22 protein-coding genes are annotated in these 25,101 nt (G+C 68.6%); 7 read left to right on the forward strand and 15 right to left on the reverse strand.

What is annotated here, in order from left to right:
• The first annotated feature begins 137 nt into the window (after positions 1–137).
• The gene (locus JOD67_RS02975; RefSeq protein ID WP_205114802.1) at positions 138–1,121 is read left to right on the forward strand and encodes a bacteriocin fulvocin C-related protein; all 984 of its coding nucleotides are present in this window, start codon (positions 138–140) and stop codon (positions 1,119–1,121) included.
• Positions 1,122–1,199: 78 nt separating this feature from the next.
• On the opposite strand, the gene JOD67_RS02980 is transcribed toward JOD67_RS02975, so the two are convergent.
• From JOD67_RS02980 to JOD67_RS03020, 9 genes are all read right to left on the reverse strand, one after another.
• Positions 1,200–1,412 carry a hypothetical protein gene (locus JOD67_RS02980; protein ID WP_205114804.1) on the reverse strand — a complete coding sequence of 71 codons (213 nt, stop codon included), beginning with the start codon at positions 1,410–1,412 and terminating at the stop codon, positions 1,200–1,202.
• A gap of 153 nt (positions 1,413–1,565) precedes the next feature.
• On the reverse strand, positions 1,566–2,747 hold the full coding sequence (locus tag JOD67_RS02985) for an ROK family transcriptional regulator (RefSeq protein ID WP_205114806.1): 1,182 nt from the start codon (positions 2,745–2,747) through the stop codon (positions 1,566–1,568).
• Between the two features lie 47 nt (positions 2,748–2,794).
• On the reverse strand, positions 2,795–6,547 hold the full coding sequence (locus JOD67_RS02990; RefSeq protein WP_205114808.1) for an alpha-amylase family glycosyl hydrolase: 3,753 nt from the start codon (positions 6,545–6,547) through the stop codon (positions 2,795–2,797).
• Positions 6,544–8,388 carry a glycoside hydrolase family 31 protein gene (locus JOD67_RS02995; protein WP_205114809.1) on the reverse strand — a complete coding sequence of 615 codons (1,845 nt, stop codon included), beginning with the start codon at positions 8,386–8,388 and terminating at the stop codon, positions 6,544–6,546. Before JOD67_RS02995 ends, JOD67_RS02990 begins: the two co-directional genes overlap by 4 nt.
• Positions 8,389–8,391: 3 nt before the next feature.
• The gene (locus JOD67_RS03000) at positions 8,392–9,240 is read right to left on the reverse strand and encodes a sugar ABC transporter permease (protein ID WP_205114810.1); all 849 of its coding nucleotides are present in this window, start codon (positions 9,238–9,240) and stop codon (positions 8,392–8,394) included.
• Positions 9,237–10,718: a maltose ABC transporter permease MalF gene (malF, locus tag JOD67_RS03005; protein WP_205114811.1), complete on the reverse strand. Its 1,482-nt coding sequence runs from the start codon at positions 10,716–10,718 to the stop codon at positions 9,237–9,239. The genes JOD67_RS03000 and malF overlap by 4 nt, the downstream gene beginning before the upstream one ends.
• Positions 10,719–10,721: 3 nt before the next feature.
• Positions 10,722–12,026 (reverse strand): sugar ABC transporter substrate-binding protein, encoded by a 1,305-nt coding sequence (locus JOD67_RS03010; RefSeq protein ID WP_205114812.1) that lies wholly within the window; start codon positions 12,024–12,026, stop codon positions 10,722–10,724.
• Positions 12,027–12,104: 78 nt separating this feature from the next.
• On the reverse strand, positions 12,105–13,013 hold the full coding sequence (locus tag JOD67_RS03015; protein ID WP_205114813.1) for a serine hydrolase domain-containing protein: 909 nt from the start codon (positions 13,011–13,013) through the stop codon (positions 12,105–12,107).
• Positions 13,003–13,653 (reverse strand): nitroreductase family protein, encoded by a 651-nt coding sequence (locus JOD67_RS03020; protein WP_239553701.1) that lies wholly within the window; start codon positions 13,651–13,653, stop codon positions 13,003–13,005. The genes JOD67_RS03015 and JOD67_RS03020 overlap by 11 nt, the downstream gene beginning before the upstream one ends.
• A 122-nt stretch (positions 13,654–13,775) precedes the next feature.
• Between JOD67_RS03020 and JOD67_RS03025 the strand changes: the two genes are divergently transcribed.
• A complete protein-coding gene (locus JOD67_RS03025) occupies positions 13,776–14,291 on the forward strand; it encodes a hypothetical protein (RefSeq protein ID WP_205114817.1) in 516 nt (171 codons plus the stop codon).
• Positions 14,292–14,349: 58 nt separating this feature from the next.
• Here the strand turns inward: JOD67_RS03025 and JOD67_RS03030 are convergent, their stop codons facing one another.
• Complete coding sequence (locus tag JOD67_RS03030) at positions 14,350–15,252, reverse strand: alpha/beta fold hydrolase (protein ID WP_239553702.1); 903 nt, start codon at positions 15,250–15,252, stop codon at positions 14,350–14,352.
• Between the two features lie 96 nt (positions 15,253–15,348).
• Here JOD67_RS03030 and JOD67_RS03035 point away from each other — a divergent pair, with 96 nt between their 5' ends.
• The 4 genes from JOD67_RS03035 (at position 15,349) to JOD67_RS03050 (ending at position 20,456) form a co-directional block, all read left to right on the forward strand.
• Complete coding sequence (locus JOD67_RS03035) at positions 15,349–16,242, forward strand: LysR family transcriptional regulator (RefSeq protein ID WP_205114819.1); 894 nt, start codon at positions 15,349–15,351, stop codon at positions 16,240–16,242.
• Positions 16,243–16,906: 664 nt separating this feature from the next.
• Positions 16,907–18,148, forward strand: coding sequence for an FAD-dependent oxidoreductase (locus tag JOD67_RS03040; protein ID WP_307782254.1), 1,242 nt, complete (start codon positions 16,907–16,909; stop codon positions 18,146–18,148).
• Entirely contained in the window at positions 18,145–19,602 is a 1,458-nt protein-coding gene (crtI, locus tag JOD67_RS03045) for a phytoene desaturase family protein (protein ID WP_205114824.1), read from the forward strand. The genes JOD67_RS03040 and crtI overlap by 4 nt, the downstream gene beginning before the upstream one ends.
• Complete coding sequence (locus tag JOD67_RS03050; RefSeq protein WP_205114826.1) at positions 19,599–20,456, forward strand: phytoene/squalene synthase family protein; 858 nt, start codon at positions 19,599–19,601, stop codon at positions 20,454–20,456. The genes crtI and JOD67_RS03050 overlap by 4 nt, the downstream gene beginning before the upstream one ends.
• Here the strand turns inward: JOD67_RS03050 and JOD67_RS03055 are convergent.
• Together JOD67_RS03055 and JOD67_RS03060 are read right to left on the reverse strand one after the other, a co-directional pair.
• Entirely contained in the window at positions 20,374–20,721 is a 348-nt protein-coding gene (locus tag JOD67_RS03055; protein WP_307782255.1) for a lycopene cyclase domain-containing protein, read from the reverse strand. The genes JOD67_RS03050 and JOD67_RS03055 overlap by 83 nt on opposite strands.
• Positions 20,714–21,040 carry a lycopene cyclase domain-containing protein gene (locus tag JOD67_RS03060; protein ID WP_205114830.1) on the reverse strand — a complete coding sequence of 109 codons (327 nt, stop codon included), beginning with the start codon at positions 21,038–21,040 and terminating at the stop codon, positions 20,714–20,716. Before JOD67_RS03060 ends, JOD67_RS03055 begins: the two co-directional genes overlap by 8 nt.
• A gap of 94 nt (positions 21,041–21,134) precedes the next feature.
• Here JOD67_RS03060 and JOD67_RS03065 point away from each other — a divergent pair, with 94 nt between their 5' ends.
• The gene (locus tag JOD67_RS03065) at positions 21,135–21,533 is read left to right on the forward strand and encodes a RidA family protein (RefSeq protein WP_205114832.1); all 399 of its coding nucleotides are present in this window, start codon (positions 21,135–21,137) and stop codon (positions 21,531–21,533) included.
• A 175-nt stretch (positions 21,534–21,708) separates the two neighbouring features.
• Here JOD67_RS03065 and JOD67_RS03070 read toward each other — a convergent pair whose 3' ends face one another.
• The 3 genes from JOD67_RS03070 to JOD67_RS03080 form a co-directional block, all read right to left on the reverse strand.
• Complete coding sequence (locus tag JOD67_RS03070; protein ID WP_205114834.1) at positions 21,709–21,915, reverse strand: hypothetical protein; 207 nt, start codon at positions 21,913–21,915, stop codon at positions 21,709–21,711.
• Between the two features lie 101 nt (positions 21,916–22,016).
• Positions 22,017–23,957 carry a Xaa-Pro dipeptidyl-peptidase gene (locus JOD67_RS03075; protein ID WP_205114836.1) on the reverse strand — a complete coding sequence of 647 codons (1,941 nt, stop codon included), beginning with the start codon at positions 23,955–23,957 and terminating at the stop codon, positions 22,017–22,019.
• A 160-nt stretch (positions 23,958–24,117) separates the two neighbouring features.
• The gene (locus JOD67_RS03080; RefSeq protein WP_205114838.1) at positions 24,118–25,029 is read right to left on the reverse strand and encodes a 1,4-dihydroxy-2-naphthoyl-CoA synthase; all 912 of its coding nucleotides are present in this window, start codon (positions 25,027–25,029) and stop codon (positions 24,118–24,120) included.
• Between the last annotated feature and the right edge of the window lie 72 nt (positions 25,030–25,101).

The raw sequence follows: 25,101 nt of genomic DNA on the forward strand, positions 1-25,101 counted from the left end.
ACCTGAAATCCCGAGGCTGGATCCGGATGCCGCACGTAACCATCCGGTAACGCGGCGCCATCGGCGCGCCAGCAGCGGATGCCAAGGTGGGTTGCCAGAACGAACCGATCCGACACCGACTTCTCCGGGGGTTCGCCATGGCAGCACAGTGGATGTTGGCTTTCGACGCGTCGTGTTCGACGTGCCGCGGGATCTCACAGGCGGTGGAACGGGCCAGCGCGGGCAAGCTCGAGATCGTCCCACTCGGTCGTTCGGACGTAGCGACCTGGCGGCGCCAAGCGCTCGGAGCGCAGGCACCATGGGCACCGACTCTGCTCCGGGTCGACGACGACGACGTCCGGGCGTGGACCGGTCCTCGCATGGCGTTTCCGCTCGTCCGGCGACTGGGCGCGGCCGCGTCCCTCCGCGTCCTGGGCGCGCTGGGCGATCTGCGCACCGCGCCCGGCGGCAAGACTGGGTTGACGCGAGGCAGCTTCCTCCGGCTCGGCGGAGGTGCGGTCATGGCGGCGGGTGCCCTGCTGGCCGGCAGCTCTCCCGCGCTCGCGGTCGAGCGGGAGAAGTCCGAGGCGCGTGCGTGGGTGGCCGCGAACGCCGGAAAGCTGCCACAGCGCTACGACGAGGTGGTGGCTCACGCTCCGGCGTACCGGCGCGCGATCTACGAAGCCTCCTCGCCGGCCGTTCGCAGCCACCTGTGGGTGGAACAGCTCACGCGGTACCGCGATAGCGCGAAGCTGTCCGCCGCGCAGCGGTCCGTCCTGGACAAGGCGGTGGCGCTCGCGGCCAAGGAGTCGACGTTCACCGACGACGTGGCCACGCGTACGGCCACCCAACCGGCGGTGGACGCGCTGACCGAGGCCGCGCACCAGGCGTTCGAACGGGACGAGATCTACAAGGTGCTCGCGTCGCTCGGGCCGAGCCTGCAGCCGGGATCCGTCTCGCCGCAGGACTGTGACATCTGCGAGTGCTCGACCGAGTCCGACTGGTGCTCGAAGCCGGCGCGCTACTGCCGCCAGATCGCCTGCCACATGGAATGCGACCAGTCCCACGGCTGCTACTGCTTCACCGGCTGCGGCTCGTTGTGGCGCTACGAGTGCAACGGCTACTGCGAGGTCGTCAGCTGACAGCCTGAACGGCGAAGGAGCGCGCTCGGGGGTCCGAGCGGCGCTCCTTCGACTTCAACTCAGCTCGTCAAGGCCGGGTCAGGCGACCTTCTGCTCCGCGGGCGATTCGGTCCGCTGCGTGGGGACGCGGGGGCCGGCTCGGACCGGAGAGCGTGAACCGAGATCGGCACGCTGAGCGGGACGACGACGCCGGCGGGCGGCCGCGAGGATGCGGTGCCGGTCGGCCTCGGCGATGAGCTCCTGGTGACGGGTCTTGGCTACGTCGATCAAGTAGTCGGGGTGACCGTACATGGTGGTTCTCCTTCGAGTTCTTCGAGTCTGTGTGGTGATGACTCAATTCTGGTTCGAAGGAGAGCCCCAGCCATCGGGAGCGAGATGCGTATCTTCGCCCCGACAGACCTACCTAGTCCGAATGGCCTAGGCCTAGGTACCTACGTCGCCACCTCAACCGCGGAAGACAACCCTGTAGTACGACTCCGTGTTCTGCCTCGCCAGCAGCACCGCACCCCGTACGGCGGCGTCCTGACCGAGGGCGGAACGCCTTACCAGCAAGCCCGAAGCTGCCTGTGGCAGAACGTGTTCGCGCAGCGACGCTTCGAGCGGATCGAGCAGTGGCGGCCCGATCTCCGCGAGCCCGCCCGCCACCACCACGGCCGCCGGATTGACCACGTTCACCAACCACGACGCGGCGATCCCCAACACCCGCCCGGCATCCGCCAGGATCTGCAACGCCACAAGGTCACCGGCATGCGCCGCCGCCGACACTGCCTCCGACGTCACCTTCCCGCGCGCACCCGGCCGGATCGACGTCGCCAGTCCCACCTCCACTGCTCGGGCCCCAGCCCGCGCCAAAGCTGGCCCGGAGGCCAGGGTCTCCACGCAGCCGCGCTTCCCGCACCGGCACGGCTCCGACGCACCCGGCACCACGCAGTGCCCGATCTCCCCCGCCAGCCCGCGAAAACCGTGGAACACCCGGCGGTCCGCCAGGATCCCCGCCCCGACCCCGTGCGACGCGTAGAGCAGAACGACGTCGCCGACACCGACCGCCGCCCCCTCCACACTCTCCGCGACGGCCGCGGCCTGGGACGTGTTGTGCACGAAGATCTGCCCACCCAGCTGGCGCGACACCAGCTCGCGCACCGGCACGTCCCGCCAGCCCAGGTTCGGCGCCAGCAGGCAGGTCGACTGATCCGCGTCGACGAGTCCCGGAACGACCACGCCCGTTCCCACCACCAGGTCGGCGTCGACGCCGGCCTCCGCGATGGTCGCGGCGGTACGCGAGGCGATCTTCGCCAAAGCCGTCGCCGGCGAGGACCGCGGCGTTGCGAACGTCGTCCGAGCCACCTCCACGCCTCGCCCGTTCGCCACGACGATCGCCGTACGGCGGACCCCGACGCCCACTCCGACGACGTACTCCGAGCTGGAGTCGAACTCCAACAGGATCGGCCGCCGCCCACCCAACGCCGCGGTCGCACCCGGCCCGAGCTCGCGAAGAACGCCCTCATGGAGCAGCGCGTCGACGATCGCCGACACCGTCGGCTTCGTCAGCCCGACCTGCTCGGCCACTCGCGCCCGCGAGATCTGGCCGGCGGCCTTGATCGCCTCGAGCACCAGGGAACGGTTCACCTCCCGGAGCACGCCGGGACTCGCCCCCTGGGTCTTGGACTCGCGCCTCAACCGGACACCACCACGTCGCGTACGAACGGTTCGGCCATCGTGACACCGGTCGAGCCGTCTGGCAGCGAAAGCACGTGATCCACCACCACGTGGTACGTCCCCGCGGCCAGCGGCGACGAAGGTCGCCAGGTCACGGTGGCGCCGGAACGCGAAGCGGTCCCCGCCACCGCTGCGCCGTCCCGCGTCACCGTCACGACGGCGCTCACGTCGTCCGGGTCGGTCCCTGCCCCAGCGACCGGCCAGTTGAACGCCACCGCCACCGAGTCCGCCGAGGCGGTGAGCGACCGGACCAGCGGATCGCCCCAGTTGCCGACCGCGCGCCCGTTGTCCGGTCCCGTCGAGCCGGTGTTGTCGATCACCTGGGTGAGCTCCGGCGCCGACGGGTCTTCCGGCGTGATCGTGCCCGTACGGTTGACGAAACCGACGATCGAACCCCACCGTTCGACCGTGTTCCAGTTACCGCGCGTGTACTTGTACTGGATCGACGCGCCCACCGGAAAGTCGCGCGTGAGCTCCCACACTCCCGGCGCCACGCGGGTCATCGCGGTGGTCGCGTTTCCGCCGCACCACAAGCACAACGGGTCGGGCTCGCCGGGACGCAGCCCGGTCGTGGCGCCCGCGAGATAGATGGTCTGGCTGTCCGGTGTCTCGTCCGGGACGCGGACGCGGACCGTCGTGTGGACGACCTTCCGCTCCACCTTGTGCGCGACCTCGTTCGACGCCGCGGACACGTTCAGGTGGTCGTCCACCGCGCGGACGACATAGCGGTACGTGTCGCCCTCGGACACCGTGTAGTCGGCGAAGTTCTCGTCGTTCACCGTTGTCAGCAAGGCGAACGAGCCACCCGGCGCCGCCCGGTAGACGCGGTACTCGGCCGCCGTCGCGACCGCAGGCCACGACACGGTGAGCGCGGTCTCCGCCCAGTCGATCGCGGTCACCGGCGCCGCGGGCGGCGTGGTGTCAGCGCTCGGCGTGATCTCGAGCCGGCCCGGGTCGGCGTACGTCCACGTACGCCCGCCGTCCGCGCTGAACCGCACCCGGATCGCATGCCGGCCGACGGTCTCCGCCCGCACGTGTCCAGTGAACGTCCCCTCGTCGAGGCTCATCGGCGACCATGCGACGCCGACGCCGACGCCGACCTCGCCCCGCACCGACAGCGACGTGACGGGACCGGTCGCCCGCACCCGAGCCGTGACGGTGTCGTAGCCGGCGCTGAGCTCGTGCTTCAGCGAGGTCGGCGCGATCAGCTCCGCGTTGCTGAGGCGGACCGCCGGCCGGGCCGTCGCCTCCTTCGACGAGGCGCCGACGTTGCCAGCAGGGTCGATCGCGCGCACCACGTAGCGATAGGTCCGCCCGGCCTCGACCCCGCGATCAACGAAGCGCTCCCCCGCCACCGTCGCCACCGGCTGGTATCCGCCGCCAGCGAGCTCGCTGCGGAGCACCTGGTACCGCGGCGCGTCGCCGGACCAGCTGACCCGAACCTCATCGGAACTCGCCCTGGTCTCGACGCCCCGCGGAGCGCTGGGACCCTTCAGATCCTGCTCGCCCTTCGATACCAGGACCTGTGCCGTCAACGGCGGCAGCGTCAAGGTCAGCTTGCCCCCTGTCGTCGTTGCGTCAGAAGCGGGTCCGAACGCCGACCGGAACGTCACTCCGTCGCGCAGGTAGCCCACGGTCGGTACCTCGACTGTCCGGGTGGCCTTCTCGTCCCGGTTGACCACCGTCAACGCGACGTTGCGCGAGTCCCGCATCGCGTACGAGACCGTACGGTTCTCGTTGTCGGCTGAGAGGAACCGCAGCTCACCGCGGCTCAGCACTGGGTTGTCCCGCCGCACCTTCGCCAGAGTCTGAAATGCCGTACGCATCGCGGCATCCCCACCCGCGAACCCGTCCGCCTGCCACGGGAACGTCCGCCGGTTGTCCGGGTCGTCGAACCCGTTCAGCCCGACCTCGTCGCCGTAGTAGACGCTCGGCGTGCCTGGCAAGGTGAACTGGACAGCGGCGGCGATAGTCGCTTTCGCCTTACCCACCGCGAGATTCGCGGCGTTCCGCTCCTTCTCCTCCGCGTTGTTCCGGCCCGGCGTCAGCAGCCACAGCGACCGAGGCACGTCGTGTGAGGAGACCAGATTCATGAACGTGGCAACGGTCTCCGGCGAGTAGTCCTGCTGGATCGACTCGATGCCGTCGACGAACGTCGACACGGGCAGGTTCGGATCATCGTCTCCGGGGAAACCCTTCGAGCTCCCCACCCCGCCCAACAGGCCGAGCACTGCAGCGCGGAAGCGGTAGCCCATCGGCGAGTCGGCCGTGTCACCGTTCGTCAACGGGAAGTTGTCGTACCAGTGCCAAGCCTCGCCGATCAGTGGCGCGTCCGGGTGATCGCGCTTGACGACCTTGCGGAACTCCTGCCAGTAGCTCAGCGGGAACGAGGGTTCCTGCATGGAGTCGAGCCTCCACCCGTCTGCGCCGAGGTCGAGCCAGTGCCGCGCGACGCTGTCCTTGGCGCGGTAGAAGTAGTCGGCGACCGGACCGTACGGCTTGCTCGGATCGGCGGGATCCTTCTTGCGGAACAAGGGCAACGCGTCGAACGAGCCGCCCCAGCTCTCGTACGTCGCCCCGGCACAGGGTCCAGCCCCGCCGGCGTCGTGGAAGATGAACCAGTCCCGGATCGGCGAGCTCGAGGACTCACACGCGCCGACCTCCGGGAAGTGGCCGTAGCGGTCGAAGTACGGGCTGTCGCTCGACGCCGGCGCGAACGGCCCGTCCAGGATCACGCGCATCCCGCGTTGGTGCGCAGCCTTCACCAGCTTGCGGAACGCCTCGTCGCCGCCGAACGCGGGATCGACGTGGTAGAAGTCGCGCACGTCGTAAGCGTGGTTGGACGAGGCGGTGAAGATCGGGTTCAGGTAGAGGACAGTGACACCGAGCTTCTTCAGGTAGTCCAGCTTGCCCGTCACGCCCTCGAGGTCGCCACCGAAGTAGTCGCGGCCGCGGGTGTCCTCGGCGCACGGCGACGCCGGCTGGTCGTACGTCCGGCAGTAGCCCTCGGGCTGGTCCGTCCACGGCCGGTTCTGGATCCGGGACAGCTCGGCATTGCGCAGTTGCTCCGGCGTCGCGTTCGGCGGCGCCGGGTAGTCGTACCGCGGCCCGTTCGGCGAAGGGTCGTTTCCGCTGTCCCCGTTGGCGAATCGGTCCGGGAAGATCTGGTACATCACGCCGTCGCGGAGCCACGGCACCACGCGTTGCTTCGGGTCGGTCACGTGGATCCGGTAGCCGGTGACCGCGGGCTGCGCCGCCCCCACGCCGACGCCGCCGTACTCGAACGACGTGTCGGCGTAGTACGAGACGGCCGAGCCGTCGCGGACGAGGAAGCGGTACGCGTAGGTGCCGAGGCTCGGCGGTGCGTACGTCGCTTGCCAGAAGTCGCAGCGGCCAGCGGACCCGGGCTCGCACGCCGTGTCGGCCGCCGCGACCGCCATCGGCAGCCGGTGCTCCTTGCCCACCGCGTCCTGCATCCGCAGGAAGACCTCGGAGACGTCGTTCGCCGCCGTCCGGAACCGCAGCGTGACCCGCTGACCAGGCGCGACCGCTCCGAACGGTACGCGGTAGACGTCGTTGTGCCCGTCGTGCCGCAACAGGGCTTGGTCGATCGTGTCCGGCGGTGCCGCGACGGCGGGCTGCTCGGGCGTACCGACCAGCAACGCCGCGCCAGCGGCCAACACCGCGAGAACCGCACCGATGCGCCTCATGCCACGTCCTCCCGTTCGTACGCCGGAAACTCCGTCGCGGTCATCGTCACGGTCGTCCACCCCGGCCCGTCGACCGGCTCACCGCCGAGCAACGGGTGCCACCGGCCGGGTGGGACCCAGAACGTCCGCCGCCCACCGGGCTCGAGCAGTGGTGCGACCAGGACGTCGTTGCCCAACAGGTACTGCAGATCCGCGTCCCGGCCCTCCCGCACCTCCGGATAGGCCAACGCCATCGGACGCATCATCGGCAACCCGTCGGCGGCGGCCTCGCGGAGGTATGGGCGCAGCCGTTCGCGCAGCCGGCACGCCTCGATCGCGACCGACCGCCACGGCTCGGGATAGGCGGTGGGTTCGCGGCGGCCGGTCCCGTGGAAGCGCAGCACCGGCGACAGCGCACCCCACTGGGCCCATCGGGCGAACAGCTCCGGCTCGACGTCCGCCGGCAGCGGGTCCTCGCCGCTCCACTCGTAGCCGTCGATGTCATCGAAGACCGCCCGCATCACCGGATCGGCCGTGGGGGTCCAGAACCCGCCGACGTCGTGGCCGAGGAACGAGAAGCCGGACAGGGACATCGACAGGCTCGCCCGCAGCGCCGAGACCAGCCCGGCCCAGGTGGCCGGCGTGTCCCCGACCCAGTGCACGGGAGTGCGCTGCCCGCCGGCGGTGCCGGAACGGCAGAACAGCACTGCGTCGTCGGATAGCACCTCGCGGATCGCCTGCTGGTAGAGCAGCGCGTACTCGTTCCGCAGCTCGACTCCGTCCCGGCCGTCGGCGAACCGAGCGTCCGCGGGCACCTCCTCGGCGAAGTCCGCCTTGATCGCGCTCGCGCCCTCGGCCACCAGCTCGGCGACGCGTTCCTGCCACCAGGCAACGGCTTCGGGGTTGGTGAAGTCGATCAGGTTGCGGCTTACCAGGTCGGGGGTGGTCGCGCGCGGCCCGCAGTCCGTGCGGACGAGGAAGCTCCGACTCGCGAGCAGCTCGGCGGTCTCCGTTCCGCTCGTGACGTACGGGTTGACCCACAGGCTGGTGCGAACGCCCTTGTCCCGCAGGCGTTTGGTCCACCCTTCCGGGAAGCGCCGCCGGTCGATCGTCCAGTTGCAGGACAGATCGTCGATCACGTTGCCGCTCACCCAGGCGTCGACATGGATGACGTCGACCGGGCAGCCGGCCGCCTGCAGCTCGTCGACGATCGCGTCCACGTGTGTCTCGGAGAGGTACGAGCAGCGGCTCATCCAGACGCCGAACGCCCAGTCCGGCGGGACGGGCGACGTCCCCGTCACGCCCTGGTGCTGGCGCAGGATCTCCTCGGGTGTGCCGGAGTAGACGAAGACGTCGATCTCGTTGGTGGGAACGAGAAACGCCGCGATGTCGGTATGAGTGGCTCCGAGATCGGCTGCGGTAGCGCCGGACGAGTGCAGGTAGAGGCCCCAGCCCGCGTCGGACCAGAAGAACGGCACGTTCAGGTAGGCGACGTCGCGGCCGAGGATGCCGTGCGTCTCGGCGTTCCGGCACAGCCTCGTACGCCCGCGCAGCCGCGGTCCCTGGAAGCTCTCGCCACCGCCGTACACCTCGGCTTCCGGCGGCAGCGGTACGGTCACCGCCCAGCCGACTCCCTCGGTCACCGGGTGGACGTCGATCCCCAGCGCCGCGAGCTCGCGGCGCGCCGTGCCGGTCGCGACCAACTGCTCGCCGTCGAACGCGAGCTGCGGCGTCGACCGGGTTTGCCCCACGGAGGAACGAAGTCGGAGCACGCCGTCCGCGGGTCGGTGGCTGCGCAGCGGCACCTTGGTGAGTGGCTGCTTGCTGGTCACGACGCGCCGCAGGTCGGCGAGCAGGTCCATCGGTTACCCCTTCAGGCTTCCTTGGGTGAGGCCGGAGACGATCGCCTTCTGCAGCACGAGGAACATCACCACCACCGGTGTCGCCGCGATCAGCGCGCCGGCGGCGAACGGTCCCCAGAACTGCGCGTACTGCGCGTTCACGAACTGGTACAGCCCGACCGCCAGCGTCCAGCGCTCGGCGCCGGAGAGCAGCGCGCTGGCGAGCACGAAGTCGTTCAGCGCCGCGATCGTCGAGAGCAGCGCGGCGACCGCGAGCATCGGCCGCGCGAGCGGGAGCAGGATGAGGAAGAAGATCTGCGTGTGGCTGGCACCATCGACCAGTGCGGACTCGTCGAGCTCCTTGGGGATCGAGTCGAAGAAGCCCTTGAGCAGCCAGATGTTCCCGCCGAGACTGGTGCCCAGGTAGACGAGGATCAGCCCGGCATGCGTGCCGAGCCCGATCGCCGGCAGCAGGTCCTTGAGCTGCACCATGATGAGGAACAGCGCGACGACCAGCAGCATGCCGGGGAAGATCTGGAACAGCAGCAGTGTCGCCATGCCGAGGTCGCGGCCCTTGAAGCGGAGCCGGCTGAACGCGTACGCCGACAACGCGCCGAGCAGCACCGACAGTGTGGCGGAGCCGAGGCAGACGACGAGGCTGTTACGGAACCAGCTCCAGTACGGGTAGCGCGGCGTGTTCATCAGCGTGTCGAAGTTCTGCAGCGACAACCTGCTCGGGAACAGCCGGGTGAGGTCGCCCGTCGCGCTGAACGCGGCACCGACGACGTACACCACGGGGAACAGCACGAGCACGACCACCACGATGCCGACGAGGTGGCGCCAGCCCGTTCGGCGGAACCAGCCGCGCCTCACGACAGCGCTCCGTCGCCGCAGCGGGCGGAGCGGAAGCCCGCGAACGAGACGATCGCGACCAGCACGAAGATCACCAGCGAGATCGCCGAGGCGAGGCCGTAGTCGCTCGTGCCCGCGCCACCGAACGCCAACCTGTACGTGTAGGTGATCAGCAGATCGGTATGCCCGGCTGGAGTTTGCGCGCCGACCATCGGTGGACCGCCGCCGGTGATCAGGTAGATCACGTTGAAGTTGTTGAAGTTGAACGCGAACGACAGGATGAACAGCGGCACGGTCATCGCGAGCAGCAGCGGCAACGTGATGCGGCCGAAGACCCGCACCTCGGACGCGCCGTCGACACGCGCCGCCTCCTTCAGCTCGGGTGGGATCGCCTGCAGCGCGCCGGTCGTCACCACGAACCAGTACGGGAATCCCAGCCAGACATTGACGATCAGCACCGCGACCTTGGCGAGCGTCGGATCGAGCAGCCACGGGATGTCCGCGTGCAACAGGTTGTTGATCAGCCCGAAGCTGTTGTTGAACATGCCCTTCCAGATCAGCGCGGTGATGAAGCTGGGGAGGGCGAACGGGATGATCAGCAGTGCGCGGTAGATCTTCTGCCCGCGCATGCGCTTGTCGCCGAGGACGAGCGCGAGCAGCAGGCCGACGGCGAACGAGACGAGCACCGAGATCACCGCGAAGCCGCAGGTCCAGGCGAAGATCTTCAGGAACGGCCCGCGGATGGCCTCGTTGGTGAAGATGCGTTGGAAGTTGTCCGCACCGACCGGCACCCGCCAGCCCGGGGTGAGGCGCTCGCCGCTGTCGCTGACATACGAGCCACGCACCGCTCGGTAGGTCAGCCCGGTCGTGGTGTCCGTGATCGTGTCGTTGCTGCCCTCGTGACTCCGTGTCCGTTTGTAGAGCTTCGCGCGCGTGAACGTCTCAGCCTTGATCTCGCCGTCATCGGTGGGCACGCTGAGGAGGTTGACCTCGGTGTCGTACTGCTGCGCCTCTTTGAGATTGAGCTGCCGATACGGGTGCAGACCTTGGTCGGTGGATGTGAGCCCCTCGTCGTTGCCGATGTGCTGCTTGCCATTCTCGTCGGTGAGCAAGAATGCCACGTCGTCGTCCTGGCCAAGCAGGATGCGCAGCTTGTAGGTGGGACCGCCCTCCACGGGAGCGACACCGCTGGCGAGGATCCGTTCGACCGCCTGTTCCTTGCTGAGAATGTGACCGGTGCTGTAGTTCGTGAACGCGACGAACACCGTGTAGAGCACCGGATACACGAGGAACACCGCGAGCAGGACCGTCGACGGGACGAGGAACTTCGCCGGGATCCTGCGGCGGCTCAGGTAGAGGTAGTTGAGGACGGCTGTCGCGAGGACCGTCCCGACGAGCAATGCCCAGTGCTCGTTGGACACCAGCCCGGGGAGAGCCGAGATGACGAGCGCGTCGAGGAGCCCGAGCAGGACGACCTTGACGATCAGGCCAACCTTCATGGATCAGCGACTGGCCTTGATCGCGGCGCGGATGGTCGCCGCCGCGTCCTTGAACGCCTTGTCTGGTGCGGCTTCTCCGGTGAGAACCAGCACGTACGCCTTGTTCCACGCCTCCCACACCGACGCCATCTGCGGCACGCTCGGCGTCGGGACGCCCTGCTGGGCCGAGGCGAGGAAGCCCGCGTTCACCTTGTCGGTCACGGCACCGGCCACAGCCTGGTAGGCGGATGGGCGGAAGTCGGCCTCGAACAGAGCCTGCTGCGCTTCCTTGGTGTTGAGGTAGTCGAGCAGGAAGGTGCGCGCCAGCGTCTTGTTCTGCGCGAAGTGGGACAGGTAGAAGCCCTGCACACCGACGAACGGCCTTGCTGGCTTGCCGTTCACGGACGGGATCGGGCTCACCTCGTAGGAGGAGCTGGCCTTGGCGAGGTCCGCGACGACCCACGGGCCGTCGATGAGGAACGGCACCTTGCCCGCCACGAACTTCTGCTTGGCGATGTCGGCGGTGACGTCTACGGAGATCAGGCCCTCCTTGGCCCACTTGGCGAAGTTCTGCGCGGCCTTGATACCGCCGGGCGAGTCGATGCCGAGGTCGTCGACGTTCGGCTCGCCTGCCTTGTCGCCGAAGACGTAGCCGCCGGAGCCGGAGAACAGCGCGTACGGGTGGTAGGCGTTGCCGGTCTCGCCCATCGGCAGCGCCAGCGGGATCTCCGCCTTGCCCTGCTTCTTCAGCTCGAGCGCGGTCTTCTCCAGCTGCTCGAACGTCGTCGGGACCTTGGGCACGAGGGCGGTGTTGGTGATGAGCGCGACGTCCTCGACCGCGTACGGGAGGCCGTAGATCTTGCCCTGGTAGGTGAAAGCCTTGACCGCGACGTCGCTGTAGTTGGCCGCGTCGGCGCCGAGGTCGACGGTGTCGACCAGTCCGTTCTCGACGTACTCGCCGAGCACGTCGTGCGGCCCGACGATGAGGTCCGGACCCTGGCCGACCGGCGCGCTCTGGACGAACGACGGCCGCAGCTGGGCGAAGTCGAGCGTCTGGACCGCGACGCGCAGCCCGTTCTCGTCGCCGAACTGCTTGCCGAACTTCTCCAGGACAGGCGCGCGGTTGCCGTCCGCCCAGATGACGAGGTCCGCGTCCGCGCGCTTCGGCGGCGGCGTACCCGACTCGGCCGGCTTCGGCTCGGCCGCCTTGCTCGGCGTCTTCGACGGCACGTCGGTCGGCGCCGCCTCGGGCGTCGAACCGCTGCCACAACCCGCAAGCGCGAGCGCGACAGCAACCGTGATCGGAGCGATCCGAAGCAGCATTCTCATGGCACGACCCACCCCGTCGCCAATGGTTAGTTAAGGAACTATATAAACCTCGGCCGGCAGCGTCGTCAAGCCTTGAACTCAGTGGTCGGCGAGCAGACCACGCAGGATCGGATCGCGATCGGTCGTGTCGTCGTTGGTCAGGACGACGAGCGCGCGACGGGTGTCGGGGAGCCAGACGCGAAACGACTGGAAGCCCGGGTTGTCGCCGGGGTGGAAGTACGCGCGTTCTCCGCCGAGCGTTCCCGCGGCGACGCCGTAGCCGTACGTCTCGCCCGTCAGCCAGCCGTCCACCCAACGCCAGGAGCCATCGATCGGTGCGTGCGGCGCGACCATCGCTCGGTACGAGACGTCGCTGAGAATCGTGCGGTCGACGTGCAGGCCCTGTTCGAACCGGACCAGGTCCGCCGCTGTGCACCACGCGTCCCCGGCGCCTGGTGTGACGGCGAGGTTCCACTCGTCGGTGGGCTCGCCGTCGTGCATCGCCGGTGCGGCGTTGGCCGGACGCGCCGCGATCGCCGACTCCCGCATGCCGAGCGGCTCGAAGATCTCCGCGGTGACGAAGTCCGCGTACACCCGGCCGCTCGCCTGCTCGACGATCTTCGCGGCCAGAATGTAGCCGGGGCTGCTGTAGTGCCAGCCCTGCTCGCCCAGCGGGGCCGCCAGGATCTGCGCGACGATCTCGTCGCCGCTGGCGGTGAACGACGTGTCGAGCCCGGGGATCCCGGCCCAGTGCCCGAGCCGCGACGTGTGCGTCAGCAGCTGGTGGACGGTGACGTCGTCCCAGCCGCCGCCCAGGTGCTGGGCCACCGTGTCATCGAGCGCCAGCTGGCCGCGGTCGACGAGCAGCAGCACCGCGCAGGCGGCGAACTGCTTGCTGCCGGAGGCGATCTGGAACGCCATCGTCGCGTCTACGTCGCCGTACGTCCTGGTGCTGACCGGCTGGCCGTTCTCGGCGAGGACCGCGACGCCGGTGAATTCACTCGCCATGGAGCGGCGCCTCCCACCGGTCGGCGAACGCGACCTGCTCGAGCGGGTTGCGTGGCGCGGGCTTGAAGTCCGACACGGTCGTGTACGCCACGGGCAGCAGGCCAACCTGGGTGACGTTCTCGGGGATGCCGAGGATCTTCGCGGCCTCCGCCTCGTACGTCAGGTGGTACGTCGTCAACGTGCTGCCGAGCCCGCGCGACCGCAGCGCGAGCTGGAAGCTCCACACCGCGGGGAAGATCGAGCCGTAGAACGCCGAGAGCGTCTGGTTGCCGTCGTCCGGGCGGCCGAGCTGGCACGGAATCACCATGACAGGAACGCGTTCGATGTTGTCGATGAGGAAGCGCCCCGAGCTCAGTGACCGCTTGCCCGCCGGCGAGTGGGCGGCGTCGCCGAGCCGCTTCTCGACGTTGTCGACGTACGCGGACCCGACGGAGCGGAAGAACTTGCCAAGCTCGTTCTTGATCTCCTGGTCCCGTACGACGAGCCACCGCCACGTCTGCTGACCGCCGGCCGTCGGTGCCTGCAGCGCGAGGCGCAGGCAGTCCGCGACGACCTCCGGCTCGACCGGGCGATCGAGGTCGAGCTTCTTGCGCACCGACGGCGTGGTGGTAAGCAGGTGGTCGATGTCTTCAAGGTTCATGCGTCTCATCTTGGCAACAGGGGTGAGGTGGGATTAATCGGTGGGGGTTCACCCGATTCGTTCGGGTGCCGGCCGCGCCTAGCGTGAGGGCCTCAGCCACGGGTACAGGGGGGAAACACCACATGCGGTTCGTCCTACGAGCTGCCGCCATCGGCCTGGTCGTCGCCATGGCGGCGGCCTGCGGGAGCGGCGGCGAGAGCAACTCCGCGAACGACAACACCGACAAGCCGTCGACCTCGGCGTCCTCGGCGTCCTCGGCGTCCTCGGCGTCCCAGCCGGTCAAGCCGGCCGACCCGGCCGACCCGGTCGTCAAGGGGAACGGGGACGGGAGTGCGTACTGCGACAAGGTGCTGGAACTCGGCGCCAAGCAGGACCCGCTGGGCGTCCTGGCGTCCGCGCAGTCCGACCCGGACGGCGTCGAGGGGCTGAAGCAGCTGGCCTCGGTCTACGAGGAACTGGCCGAGGTGGCGCCGGCGGAGATCAAGACCGAGCTGGAAGGGTCGCGCGACCTGTTCGCCCAGGTCGTCGAGGCGACGGAGTCGGGGGCGACGTCCTCGCCCGAGCTCGAGGCGCAGGCCCAGAACATTGCCCAGTGGGGCTTGAAGATCCAGGAGTACACCACCGCGCACTGCGCCTGAGCGTGGTGCCCCGAGACCGGCCGGCGCGCCATCCGCCGTGGCGCGTCGGCCGCTCCACTCAGCTCTTCGCGGTGTGCTCGATCAGGATCGGCACGACGAGGTCCCAGGTGTGGCGCGGGAACAGCTCGTGTCCGACTCCCTCGAGCGCGATGAGGCGGGCGCCGGGAATCTCCTTCGCCAGCGCGACGCCGTGGTCGTACGGGAACATCGGGTCCTCGACGCCGTGCAGGACGAGCGTCGGCGCGGTGATCCCACCGAGCCGCGACCGCCACTCCGGTCCCACGCCGACCATGAACGGGTTGGCGACCTGCGCCGCGATCGAGTCGCCGGCGCGGTCCACCGCCCGCTCGGCGCTGGCGCGCATGCCGGCCTCGTCGAACGGGCGGGACGAGGCGGCGAAGGGACGTTCGATGTCGATCAGGTACTCGACCACGGCGGCTCGGTCGGACCAGTCCGGCCCCGGATCCTCGACCTCGAACAGGGCGCGGATTTCGTCGGTGGGCGGGGGCAGGTCCGGGTTCTGATGGCCAGGTCCGCCCGGCGTGGCTCCCGAGAGCGTCAGCGTCGCGACCCGGCCGGGATGGTTGACCGCGAGCAGCTGGGCGACCGCGCCGCCCTGCGACATCCCGACGACGTGGGCCTGGTCGATCCCGAGCCAGTCCAGGACTGCCACCGCGTCGGCGGCGAGATCGGGCAGGGCGTATGTCGGCGCGCCGACCGAGGAGCTGGTCGATCCGCCCGTGTCCCTACTATCGGTGCGGATCACGTACCGCCGCCCGGCCACGAGGCGGGCCACGAACTCGTCCTCCCACGCGACCGACGACTGGCCCGCTCCGTGCAGCAACAGCACCGCCGGATCGGCCGGGTCGCCCGCGGTCGTCGCGGCCAGCTCGACACCGTTCGTCTTGATCTTCCACTCGGTCAGCTCCATCGGTCCGTCCGTTCCGTTCGTAGGGCTCATGTCTGGGAACGCTAGAGCTCGTTGGTGCATCGTGAAAAGCGATGGTTTCCGATCGATTAGATCGCTTGTGAGAATGGAGGTTGTTAGGCTGGCTGCATGAAGGACGTCGAGCTACGCCACCTGGTCGCGATGGTCGCCATCGCCGAGGAGGGCTCGTTCGGCCGGGCGGCCGCCCGCCTCGGGTACACCCAGTCGACAGTGAGCCAACAGATCACCGCGCTGGAGCGCGCCGTCGGCGGGCTGGTCTTCGACCGGCCGGGCGGTCCCAAGCCCGTTCGGCTCACCCCACTCGGCGCGGTGGTCCTCGCCCAGGGCCGCGAGCTGCTGGCGAAGGCGGACGCGCTGGCCGAGGCCGTGGCGCGGTTCAAGGCGGGTGACGGGCGGATCGACATCGGCACGTTCCAGAGCGTGTCGAACGTGATCCTGCCGTCGATCATCAGTCGGTTGCGCGAGGAGCATCCCAGCTGCGAGATCAGGCTTTCGGAGGTGCCGGAGGGGGATCCCGAGCTGGGCGAGCTCGACCTGCTGTTCTACGACGGACCTCTCGACGGCGACCTCGAGCGCCTCAAGCTACTCGACGATCCGTACCTGCTCGTGGCCCGTCCGGGCGACTTCCCCGACGGCGCGGTACGGCTGAAGCAGCTCGACGGTCGCCCCATGGTGGGTTGCCACCACACCTGTGACCAGCGCTGGATGGAGCCGGCTCTTGCTGTCGCCGGGGCTCAGCCGCGGATCGTCTTCCGTTCTCCGGGCAACGAGACGATCCTCTCGATGGTGCGCGCGGGGCTTGGCTGGGCCGTGCTGCCGCGACTCGCCCTCCGTGGGTCGGACGCCTGGTCCGATGACCGGCTTCGCATCCACGAACTTCGGCCGTCCCTGCCTGCCAGGGAGATCTCTCTGCACTGGCGGACTGGACGGACGCACTCACCGCTCGCCGCCCGAGCGATTGCGATCGCCACCGAGGTCGCCTCCGAGTTCGCGCCCTCTTGACGCCGCCTCGCTCGAAGGCTCCGGTCCGTGATCATGTACGTGATCATGAAGGCAAACCCGTCGTATACGACCGATTAGCTTCACGATCACGTACATGATCACGGGCGTTGAGGGCGCACGCTGGATGGGCCGGTCTTTTGGATGAAGGGCACCTTCATCCAAGGTCTGTCGTGATGGGGGCTCCGCTGGGTTTGGGTGCTCTCGGGACTGTGGCGGCGGTCGATAGTGGTGGCCGGTCCGGGGCGCGTCAAGGGCGCCTCTCTGGGGGCGCTTCGCGCAGGAGGAGAGAGACGTCGCTTCGCGACCGCGGAGCGGCCCTTGACTCGCCCCGGCCCGGCCACCTGTTTTTCACGCGCCGCCCCCTCCCCCGGAACAGTGTCCCGGGCCAGGCCTGCTTGCCCCAGGTCTGCTGCCGTGGTCGCGTCGCTTGTGGGCTTCCCCCGGTCTCTTGTGGCTCGGATGAAGCCGGGCCTTCCGTCCCCGCTGTTTTGAATGAAGGGCACCTTCATTCAATAGGTTCGTATGAAGGGGCCCTTCATACAAACCGTCGCTGGGGGTCTGTCATCGAATGGTCATCGAATCGCCCGGCTTTCCCGCGCGCCACGGGCTGGTTCCGGGCATGATCTCCTCAGCGAGAACGTGAAGGTGGAGGTGCAGGACGAACGTGACTCAGCCTCCTCGCGACCCCGCTGTCACTTGTTGCGTCGTCGGCGGCGGACCTGGCGGCCTCATGACCGCCTATCTCCTCGCCCGGGCGGGCGTCGATGTCGCGCTGTTCGAGACGCACCAGGACTTCGACCGGGAGTTCCGCGGCGACTCGCTCCACCCCGGGACGCTCGAGTTACTCGACCACCTCGGCCTCGCCGACGAGCTCCTCACGCTGGATCACTACCGCGCCAGGTACTTCCGCCTGCACACTCCCACCGGCTCCTACACCACCACCGACTACGGACGGCTGCGCACCAAGTTCAACTACGTCGCCCTCATGGCGCAGAGCGCGTTCCTCGAGTTCCTTGCCAGCAAGGGCAGCGAGCTCAGCCACTTCACGCTGAGGCAAAGCACCAGAGCCACCGGAATCGTCACCAACAAGGACAACGTCGTCACCGGCGTCCGCTACCAGGACGGGCAGGGGCAGGAACGTGAGCAGCCCGCGAAGCTGGTCATCGCGGCGGACGGGCGGTTCTCCAGGTTTCGCAGGCTCGCCGACCTCCCGGCCCGACCTCTCGGCGCCAGCAGTGACCTGCTCTGGTTCCAGCTGCCCAAGCGGCCCAACGACCCGCCCGACGCCGACGTTTCGCTCTATTTCGGCGTCGGCCACTACGTCGCGCTGCTCGGCCGCACCAACTCCTGGCAGGTCGGCTACACGATCCCCAAGGGCGCGTACGCCGCGACGCGCGAGCGCGGGGTCGAGCCGATCCGCGCGTTCGTCGAGCAGTACGTACCATGGCTGTCCGACCGCACCAGCCTCCTCACCGACTGGAGTCAGATCACGTTGCTCTCCGTCGAGATCGCCCGCGTCGACACCTGGCACCGCCCTGGGCTGCTGCTCATCGGCGACGCCGCGCACGTGATCTCGCCGGTCGGCGGCAACGGCATCCTGATGGCCATCCAGGACGCGATCGTCACCGCGAACGTCCTCGTCCCCCGCCTCCGCAACGGTGGCACTGTCGACAGCCGCGACCTCGCGCGCATCCAGAACGAACGGGAGCCCGCGATCGTCGCCGTGCAGCGAATGCAGGTACGTGTCGAGCAACGGACGGCGCTCACTCTTCAAACAGGCAAGGCGTTCCGTCCCTCCCCGGCCTTCCGCCTCTTCACCCGCGTCCCCTACCTGCGAGGCAGAAGCGCCCGAGCCAACGCGTACGGCCCGCGCACCCCGCGCCTCGACCCGACGCTGCTCGCATGAAGCGGGTCGTGGTGGTTGGCGCCGGCCTCGGCGGGCTGTCGGCGGCGTGTCACCTCGCCGGCGCCGGGCACCAAGTCACGGTCGTCGAACGCCACGCGCACCCCGGTGGTCGCGCCGGGCGGCTGACGCGCGACGGCTTCAGCTTCGACACCGGACCCACCGTGCTGACCATGCCCGACCTGGTCGCGGAGGCGTTCCACGCCGTCGGCGCCGAGATGGACGAGCACGTACGGCTGCGGCCACTCGACCCCGCCTACCGTGCGAACTTCGCCGACGGCTCCACGATCCACGTACGCCACGGCCGCGAGGCGATGGCCGCCGAGATCCGCGAGCAGTGCGGCCCCGGCGACGAGGAGGCCTTCCACCGGTTCTGCGCCTGGCTGGAACGCCTTTACCAGTTGGAGATGCCCAAGTTCATCGCGCGCAACTACGACCACCCCTGGGACCTCGCCCGCCCGATCCAACCCGCAATCGCCCTCCTCAAGCTCCGCGCCCTCGGCAAGCTCGCCAACGCCGTCAAGCGGTACTTCCGTGACGAACGACTCCAACGCCTGTTCAGCTTCCAGGCCATGTACGCCGGCCTCGCGCCCCAGGAAGCGCTCGCGATCTTCGCCGTGATCACCTACATGGACTCCGTCGCCGGCGTCTACTTCCCCGACGGCGGCATCGCCGCGGTCCCGCACGCGATGGCCGCCGCGGCGGAGAAGGCCGGCGTGGAGTTCCGCTACAACGCGCCCGTTCGCCAGGTCCTGCACGACAGCGACGTGCGCGGCGTCCAGCTCGTCGACGGCGAGACGATCGAGGCCGACGCGGTCGTTGTCAACGCGGACTTGCCTGGCGCGTACGACCTGCTGCCCAAGCTCACCCTCCCGAGGCCCTTGCGGAGCCCGGAGTTCTCCCCCTCAGCGCTCGTCTGGCACGTCGGCGTACGCGGCCTGCCGCCGGACGACGTGGCCCACCACAACATCCACTTCGCGGCGGAGTGGGAGTCGTCCTTTCGATCGCTGCTGCGGGACGGGCGCATGATGCCCGACCCCTCTGTGCTGGTGAGCGTGCCATCGCGAACGGACCCGTCCCTCGCCCCGCCAGGCGACTCGACGCTGTACGTCCTCGAGCCCGTCCCCAACCTCGCCGCGGGCAAGGTCGACTGGAGTCGCGAACGGGACGCCTCCCGCGAACGTCTCGCCGCCCGCCTCGAGACCTGGGGCTACCCCACCGACGTCGTCGCGGAGGAACTCGTCGACCCGCACGACTGGGCGCGACAGGGCATGGGCGCGGGCACGCCGTTCTCCATGTCCCACAGGTTCTTCCAGTCCGGCCCGTTCCGCCCGTCGAACCTCGATCGGCGCGTCCGCGGCCTGGTCTTCGTCGGTACGGGCACCGTGCCCGGCGTCGGCGTGCCTATGGTCCTGGTGTCCGGAAAGCTCGCCGCCGAACGAGTGAACGCGCTGTGACCTCGCTGCGCGAGTCGTACCTTCGGTGCGCCCAAATCGCCCGCAGGCATGGGAAAACGTACTCCACCGCGGCCTATCTGCTGACGCCGAGCGACCGGCGGCACGTGTTCGCGATCTACGCGTTCTGCCGGGTCGCCGACGACATCGTGGACGAGGCCACCGACCGCCCGACCGAGCAGACAGCGGCGGCGTTGGCGGAGTTCGGCGACCGGTTCCGCACCGATCTCGCCGCCGGAACGTCGTCCCACCCGCTGCTCGCCGCGGTCGTCCGCACGGCGCGGGAGCTGCAGATCGACCCGGAGTGCTTCGATCGGTTCCTGCGTTCGATGACGATGGACCTGACCACGAGCTCGTACGCGACCTGGGACGACCTCGTCGGCTACATGGACGGATCCGCCGCTGTCATTGGCGAAATGATGCTGCCAGTCCTGCATCCGCTGACTCCCGAGGCGTTCGAGCCCTCGCGTCAGTTGGGCGTCGCGTTCCAGCTCACGAACTTCCTGCGCGACGTCGGCGAGGACCTCGACCGCGGCCGCCTCTACCTGCCACGGGAGGACCTGGACCGCTTCGACGCCGACCCGCACACGCGCCGCGTCGACGACCCTTGGCGCGCGCTGATGAGGTTCGAGATCGAACGTACACGTGCCATCTATCGCGAAGCGGACAAGGGAATTCCACTGCTGCCACGACGGTCGGCGCGCTGCGTCGCGACCGCGCGGATCCTGTACTCGCGCATCCTGGACCGGATCGAGGCGAACGACTACGACGTGTTCACTCGACGCGCTCGGGTGCCGAGCGCGGAGAAGCTGTGGGTCGCCGCCCGATCGCTGCTTTCTCCCACAGCAGCAGGGTGAGCGTGGCGATGCTGAAGCCGAACGCGAAGTCCTCGATCGGGATGTCCCATGGGAAGCGGATGCCGCTGAACTGCTCGCGCGTGTAGGTGACGATCGGCGCGTCGAGCTTGGTCAGCCAGCCGTCGACGAGGATCTGGAAGAACCACACGATCGCGAGCGTGATCCAGTAGCTGGCCTTGGTGAACAGCCTCGTCCTGAGCAGCAGGAGCTCGAGCAGGACGACGACGAGGATCGAGCCCGTGGCGGCGACGGTGTACTCAGGCACGTTCATGTCCCTTGCGCAGCAGGGCGTTGACGGCCTCATACGTGAGCAGCGTGCACAACGGGATCACGAGGAAGAACGCGAGCTCCTCGATCGGGATGCCGAACGGCAACAGCCAGCCGGTCGTGAACCGTTCGCTGTACTGCCAATGGTCGCGCGCGATCGCGATCGCGTCCCAGACCAGGAAGATCGCGACCACGATGAGCAGGACGATCACCAGCCGGCGCGGGCGGCGGTAGACGCGGGCGCCGAGGACGAGCTCGAGCGGCAGCGTGATCGCCACACAGGCGGCCATCAGCAGCAGGTACTGGTAGCGATCCATTCGCCCTCAATGAGGTAGCCATGACGTTCGGGCATGGGGACGATGCGAATCTATCGTTTGTCCGGCTTGGGATCGGCTGGGCATGATCTTTCTCATGCCGATTGTCGATCGCCACCTCTCCGTGCCCGGCGTGGCGCCTGGCCTCCGCTACGCCCACGCCGTCACCACGACGGGCCAGCTCGCGTTCGTCTCCGGTCAGGTCGCGCTGAGCGAGGACGGCGCGCTGGTCGGCGACGGCGACGTCCGCGCGCAGACCGAGCGGGCGTTGCGGAACCTGGGCAACGTCCTGACCGCGCTCGGCGCGACGTGGTCGGACGTGGTGCGGTTCAACTGGTACCTGCTCGACGTGTCGCGCATCCAGGACGTACGGGACGCGCGCGACGCCGTGCTCGGGGACGCCCCCACGCCCGCGAGCACGTTGATCCAGGTCGCCGGCCTGTTCCGGCCCGGCTTCCTGGTGGAGGTCGACGCTGTGGTCGCGCTGCCGGACTGAGTCTAAGGGCGTGTCTCTCAAATATCGCCGGGCGCGCGACACCCCACATCCCGCCTGGCCGCGGTCCAGCTCGTCACCCATATAACCAATATGAGTTCCTCCTGCACCACGCCCAGCCGGGCGCGGGGCGCCGCGCGCTACGCGCGCTTAGCCGACGCTCTTTGAGAGACACGCCCTAGCCGACCTTGTCCAGCAGCTCCGGCATGAAGAGCTGGATGAAGCCGCAATGTTGACAAACCAGACCTTCTGCGGCCTTGTTCGCCCAATCCATGTTGAAGAACGACATGCTCGACGTGTTCAGCAACACCTCGCGTCCCGTGAAGTCGGTGCCCCCACACACCGAACACGAGATCTGCCGGCCGGCAGCCGTGTACTGCGCCATGTTCCTCCCCCTTGCGTCCGAACTTATCCCCCTCTGACGACGCGACCAGCCGCCCCGGTTCCCATGCCGGGACGGCTGGTCGGCGTGTCGAAGGGCCGCTCTCAGGAGGCGGCGATCGGGAGCTGTACGGAGCTGGCGGTGATCTCGACGCCGACCTTCGTGCCTGCCGGATAGCGCAGCGTGTAGTCGTGGTCGGTAGCGAGCAGCACGACGCCGAGGCGGTGGTTGGGCTTGATCACGTAGTCGACCGGCTGCAGGTTCCAGCTCAGTGGGTACATCGTGCCGGGCTTGATCGGTTCGCTCTTCTTCAGCGACGACCGGTTGCGTACGTCGATCCAGCCCCGGCTGACGATCTTGAACGGCGTCGCCGCGGTCACGTACTCCTTCGTCGTACGACAGCCCGGGTTGTCCGGCAGGCTCTCCGCGAAGCACCACGTCGCGCCGGTCTTCGCGAGTTTCTGCACCCGGTCGTCGATCCCGTAGTCGACCAACAGGGCCGTTAGGTAAGGCGACTTGCCCTTCATTGCCGCCTTCACGCTCACCCTCGGCGTCCCCGACAGCCGGAACGACTGCGGCAACGGCGGGGTGAGGTAGAGGATGCGGTTCGGGTCGGCCTCCTCCGGGCTCTGGATCAGGTCCGCGGCGGGGCGAGCCGGGGCGTCGTCGAACCACAACGTCGGCGCGCGGCCGCGCTTGGCCTCGACCGCGCGCGAGGGGGCGAACGTCAGCGACTTGGTGCCCTTCTTCGGCGCCGCGGCAGGCCAGTCCGACTGCGTCGTCCACGTACCAGGCGCCGTCTCCAGGTCGACCTTGGGCTGCTTCATGATCCCGTTCTGGACCCCGTAGAGCCAGTAGTCGAACCACTTGTTCACCGTGTCAAGCCAGACTTGACGGCGAACGTCGACCGGGTCGTCGTGCGCGCCCTGGTGCAACCACAGCTTGCGTGGGATGTTGTTCGCCTTCAGCGCTGCCCACAACTGCGAGAACTGCTGCGGCTTCACGTTCCAGTCGTTCAGGCCGGCTGTCATCAACACACTGACGTTGAAGTTCGGCACGCCGTGAAGGAAGTTTCGCTCGTCCCAGAAGGAGTTGTAGTCGCCCGAGGTCCGATCCATCCCACGTTCGAGCTCGCGCATCGCAGACGCGCAGACCTCCGCATGCCGCCGCGTCAAGACGAACTTGGCATGCAGGTCCGCGTCCTCGCCGACGAAGCCATCAGGCGACGTCACCGCACCGTTGGCCCGGTAGTAGTCGTACCAGCTCGACAGTCCCGAGACGGACACGACCGTCTTCAGCCCCTTGACGCCCGTGCCCGCCGCCGCGAGTGGGAGCGTGCCGTCGTAGGACTTGCCCGCCATCGCGACCGCGCCGGTCGACCAGAGGGCGCGGATCTTCTTGCCGTCCTTGCCATACGCGTTCGCCCGTCCGGCCAGCCAGTCGATCACGGCCACCATGCCGGCGGTCTCGTTCGGCCCGACCGCCGTGGGGCAACCGTCGGACTCGCCCGTGCCGAGCGTGTTCGCGACGACCACCGCGTAGCCGCGCGGCACGAAGTAGTTGTCGTAGTAGATCGGCTCGTAGTGGATCGAGGGCTCGATGTCCGCGGGCGGCGTCCACGGCGCGAGCGTCGGCTGACCGGTCGTGACGTCGACGGGGTGGTACGGAACGTCGAGCATGCCACCCGGATACGGGCTGCCCTCGACGATCGTCGCGACCTTCAGCCCCTCGTTCGTCTCCTTCGGCCGATGGACGTACGCGGCCACGCGATCGCTCTTGCCGTCGTTGTCGCTGTCGACCTTGGTCTCGATGAAGACGGTCTCCTTGATCGACTCCGCGAACGAGAAGACCGGCTGCGTCATGCCGTCCTTGACGACCCGTTGCGGCTTCCCGACAGACGGGATGGCGCTTTCCGAGGTCGAAGAAGCAGCACGGGTCGGCTCGTTGTCGCGGGTCGGTGCGGCGGAAGCGCCGGGAGCGAAGGCCGCGGTGACGAGCGCGACGCTGACCAACGCACCAGGGAGGACCAGACGAACCGGTCGCATCGGGCAGAACTCCTTGGGTTGGATACAGTCCGTGGACGAGATGTCACAGAAATGGCTCGCCGGCAAGGATGAACGCTCCGATATCGGACCGTCAAGGCCTCGGTACGCTAGGTGACGGCATTCGGCAAAGTACTACTCAGAGTGCACAAATGGGCGCTTTTCAGTAGTAGTAAGGAAAGCCTGACCAATCGGGCGCGCGCTTCTCGAGGAACGCGTCGCGCCCCTCGGCGGCCTCGTCGGTCATGTAGGCCAACCGGGTCGCCTCACCGGCGAACAGCTGCTGACCCACCAGCCCGTCGTCGATCAGGTTGAACGAATACTTCAGCATCCGGATCGCGGTCGGGCTCTTCTGGTTGATCTTGTGGCCCCAGTCCAGCGCGACGCGTTCGAGGTCGGCGTGCGGGACGACCGCGTTCACCATGCCCATCCGGTGCGCCTGCTCGGCGTCGTACTCCCCGCCGAGGAAGAAGATCTCGCGGGCGAACTTCTGCCCCACCTGACGGGCGAGGTACGCCGATCCGTACCCGCCGTCGAAGCTCGCGACGTCCGCGTCGGTCTGCTTGAAGCGGGCGTGCTCGGCGCTCGCCAGCGTGAGGTCGCTGACCACGTGCAGGCTGTGCCCACCGCCCGCGGCCCAGCCCGGAACGACGCAGATGACGACCTTCGGCATGAACCGAATCAGTCGCTGGCACTCGAGAATGTGCAGCCGCGCGAGCTTCGCCTTGTCCACGCTGTCAGCGGTCTCGCCGTCGGCGTACTGGTAACCGGCCCTGCCGCGGATCCGCTGGTCACCGCCGGAGCAGAACGCCCAGCCGCCGTCCTTGGGCGACGGCCCGTTCCCGGTCAGCAGTACGCAGCCGACGTCGGAGCTGATCCGCGCGTGCTCGAGCGCCTGGTGCAGCTCGTCGACCGTGTGCGGGCGGAACGCGTTCCGTACCTCCGGGCGGTCGAACGCGATGCGGACCGTGCCCTGGTCGACCGCGCGGTGGTAGGTGATCTCGCTGAAGTCGAAGCCGTCGACGGGCTTCCACGCGGCGGGGTCGAACAGCTCGGACACACCTGGCGTCGGCATGGGCTCTGAGTCCTCCGTGGAGTTGGCTACCGAGGAAGTATCGCCGGCAGGCAACTATTTCGGCCCGCCGAG

Source organism: Tenggerimyces flavus, from assembly GCF_016907715.1.
GTDB classification, from domain to species: domain Bacteria; phylum Actinomycetota; class Actinomycetes; order Propionibacteriales; family Actinopolymorphaceae; genus Tenggerimyces; species Tenggerimyces flavus.

Bases quoted from the DNA above. Each gene is read 5' to 3' on its own strand.
- JOD67_RS03035 (WP_205114819.1), top strand. From the start codon at position 15,349: ATGAAGGACGTCGAGCTACGCCACCTGGTCGCGATGGTCGCCATCGCC.
- malF (WP_205114811.1), bottom strand. From the start codon at position 10,718: ATGAAGGTTGGCCTGATCGTCAAGGTCGTCCTGCTCGGGCTCCTCGAC.
- crtI (WP_205114824.1), top strand. From the start codon at position 18,145: ATGAAGCGGGTCGTGGTGGTTGGCGCCGGCCTCGGCGGGCTGTCGGCG.
- JOD67_RS02975 (WP_205114802.1), top strand. From the start codon at position 138: ATGGCAGCACAGTGGATGTTGGCTTTCGACGCGTCGTGTTCGACGTGC.
- JOD67_RS03070 (WP_205114834.1), bottom strand. From the start codon at position 21,915: ATGGCGCAGTACACGGCTGCCGGCCGGCAGATCTCGTGTTCGGTGTGT.
- JOD67_RS03015 (WP_205114813.1), bottom strand. From the start codon at position 13,013: ATGGCGAGTGAATTCACCGGCGTCGCGGTCCTCGCCGAGAACGGCCAG.
- JOD67_RS03060 (WP_205114830.1), bottom strand. From the start codon at position 21,040: ATGGATCGCTACCAGTACCTGCTGCTGATGGCCGCCTGTGTGGCGATC.
- JOD67_RS03025 (WP_205114817.1), top strand. From the start codon at position 13,776: ATGCGGTTCGTCCTACGAGCTGCCGCCATCGGCCTGGTCGTCGCCATG.
- JOD67_RS03075 (WP_205114836.1), bottom strand. From the start codon at position 23,957: ATGCGACCGGTTCGTCTGGTCCTCCCTGGTGCGTTGGTCAGCGTCGCG.
- JOD67_RS03010 (WP_205114812.1), bottom strand. From the start codon at position 12,026: ATGAGAATGCTGCTTCGGATCGCTCCGATCACGGTTGCTGTCGCGCTC.
- JOD67_RS02980 (WP_205114804.1), bottom strand. From the start codon at position 1,412: ATGTACGGTCACCCCGACTACTTGATCGACGTAGCCAAGACCCGTCAC.
- JOD67_RS03080 (WP_205114838.1), bottom strand. From the start codon at position 25,029: ATGCCGACGCCAGGTGTGTCCGAGCTGTTCGACCCCGCCGCGTGGAAG.
- JOD67_RS02990 (WP_205114808.1), bottom strand. From the start codon at position 6,547: ATGAGGCGCATCGGTGCGGTTCTCGCGGTGTTGGCCGCTGGCGCGGCG.
- JOD67_RS03065 (WP_205114832.1), top strand. From the start codon at position 21,135: ATGCCGATTGTCGATCGCCACCTCTCCGTGCCCGGCGTGGCGCCTGGC.
- JOD67_RS03020 (WP_239553701.1), bottom strand. From the start codon at position 13,653: ATGAACCTTGAAGACATCGACCACCTGCTTACCACCACGCCGTCGGTG.
- JOD67_RS02995 (WP_205114809.1), bottom strand. From the start codon at position 8,388: ATGGACCTGCTCGCCGACCTGCGGCGCGTCGTGACCAGCAAGCAGCCA.
- JOD67_RS03030 (WP_239553702.1), bottom strand. From the start codon at position 15,252: ATGAGCCCTACGAACGGAACGGACGGACCGATGGAGCTGACCGAGTGG.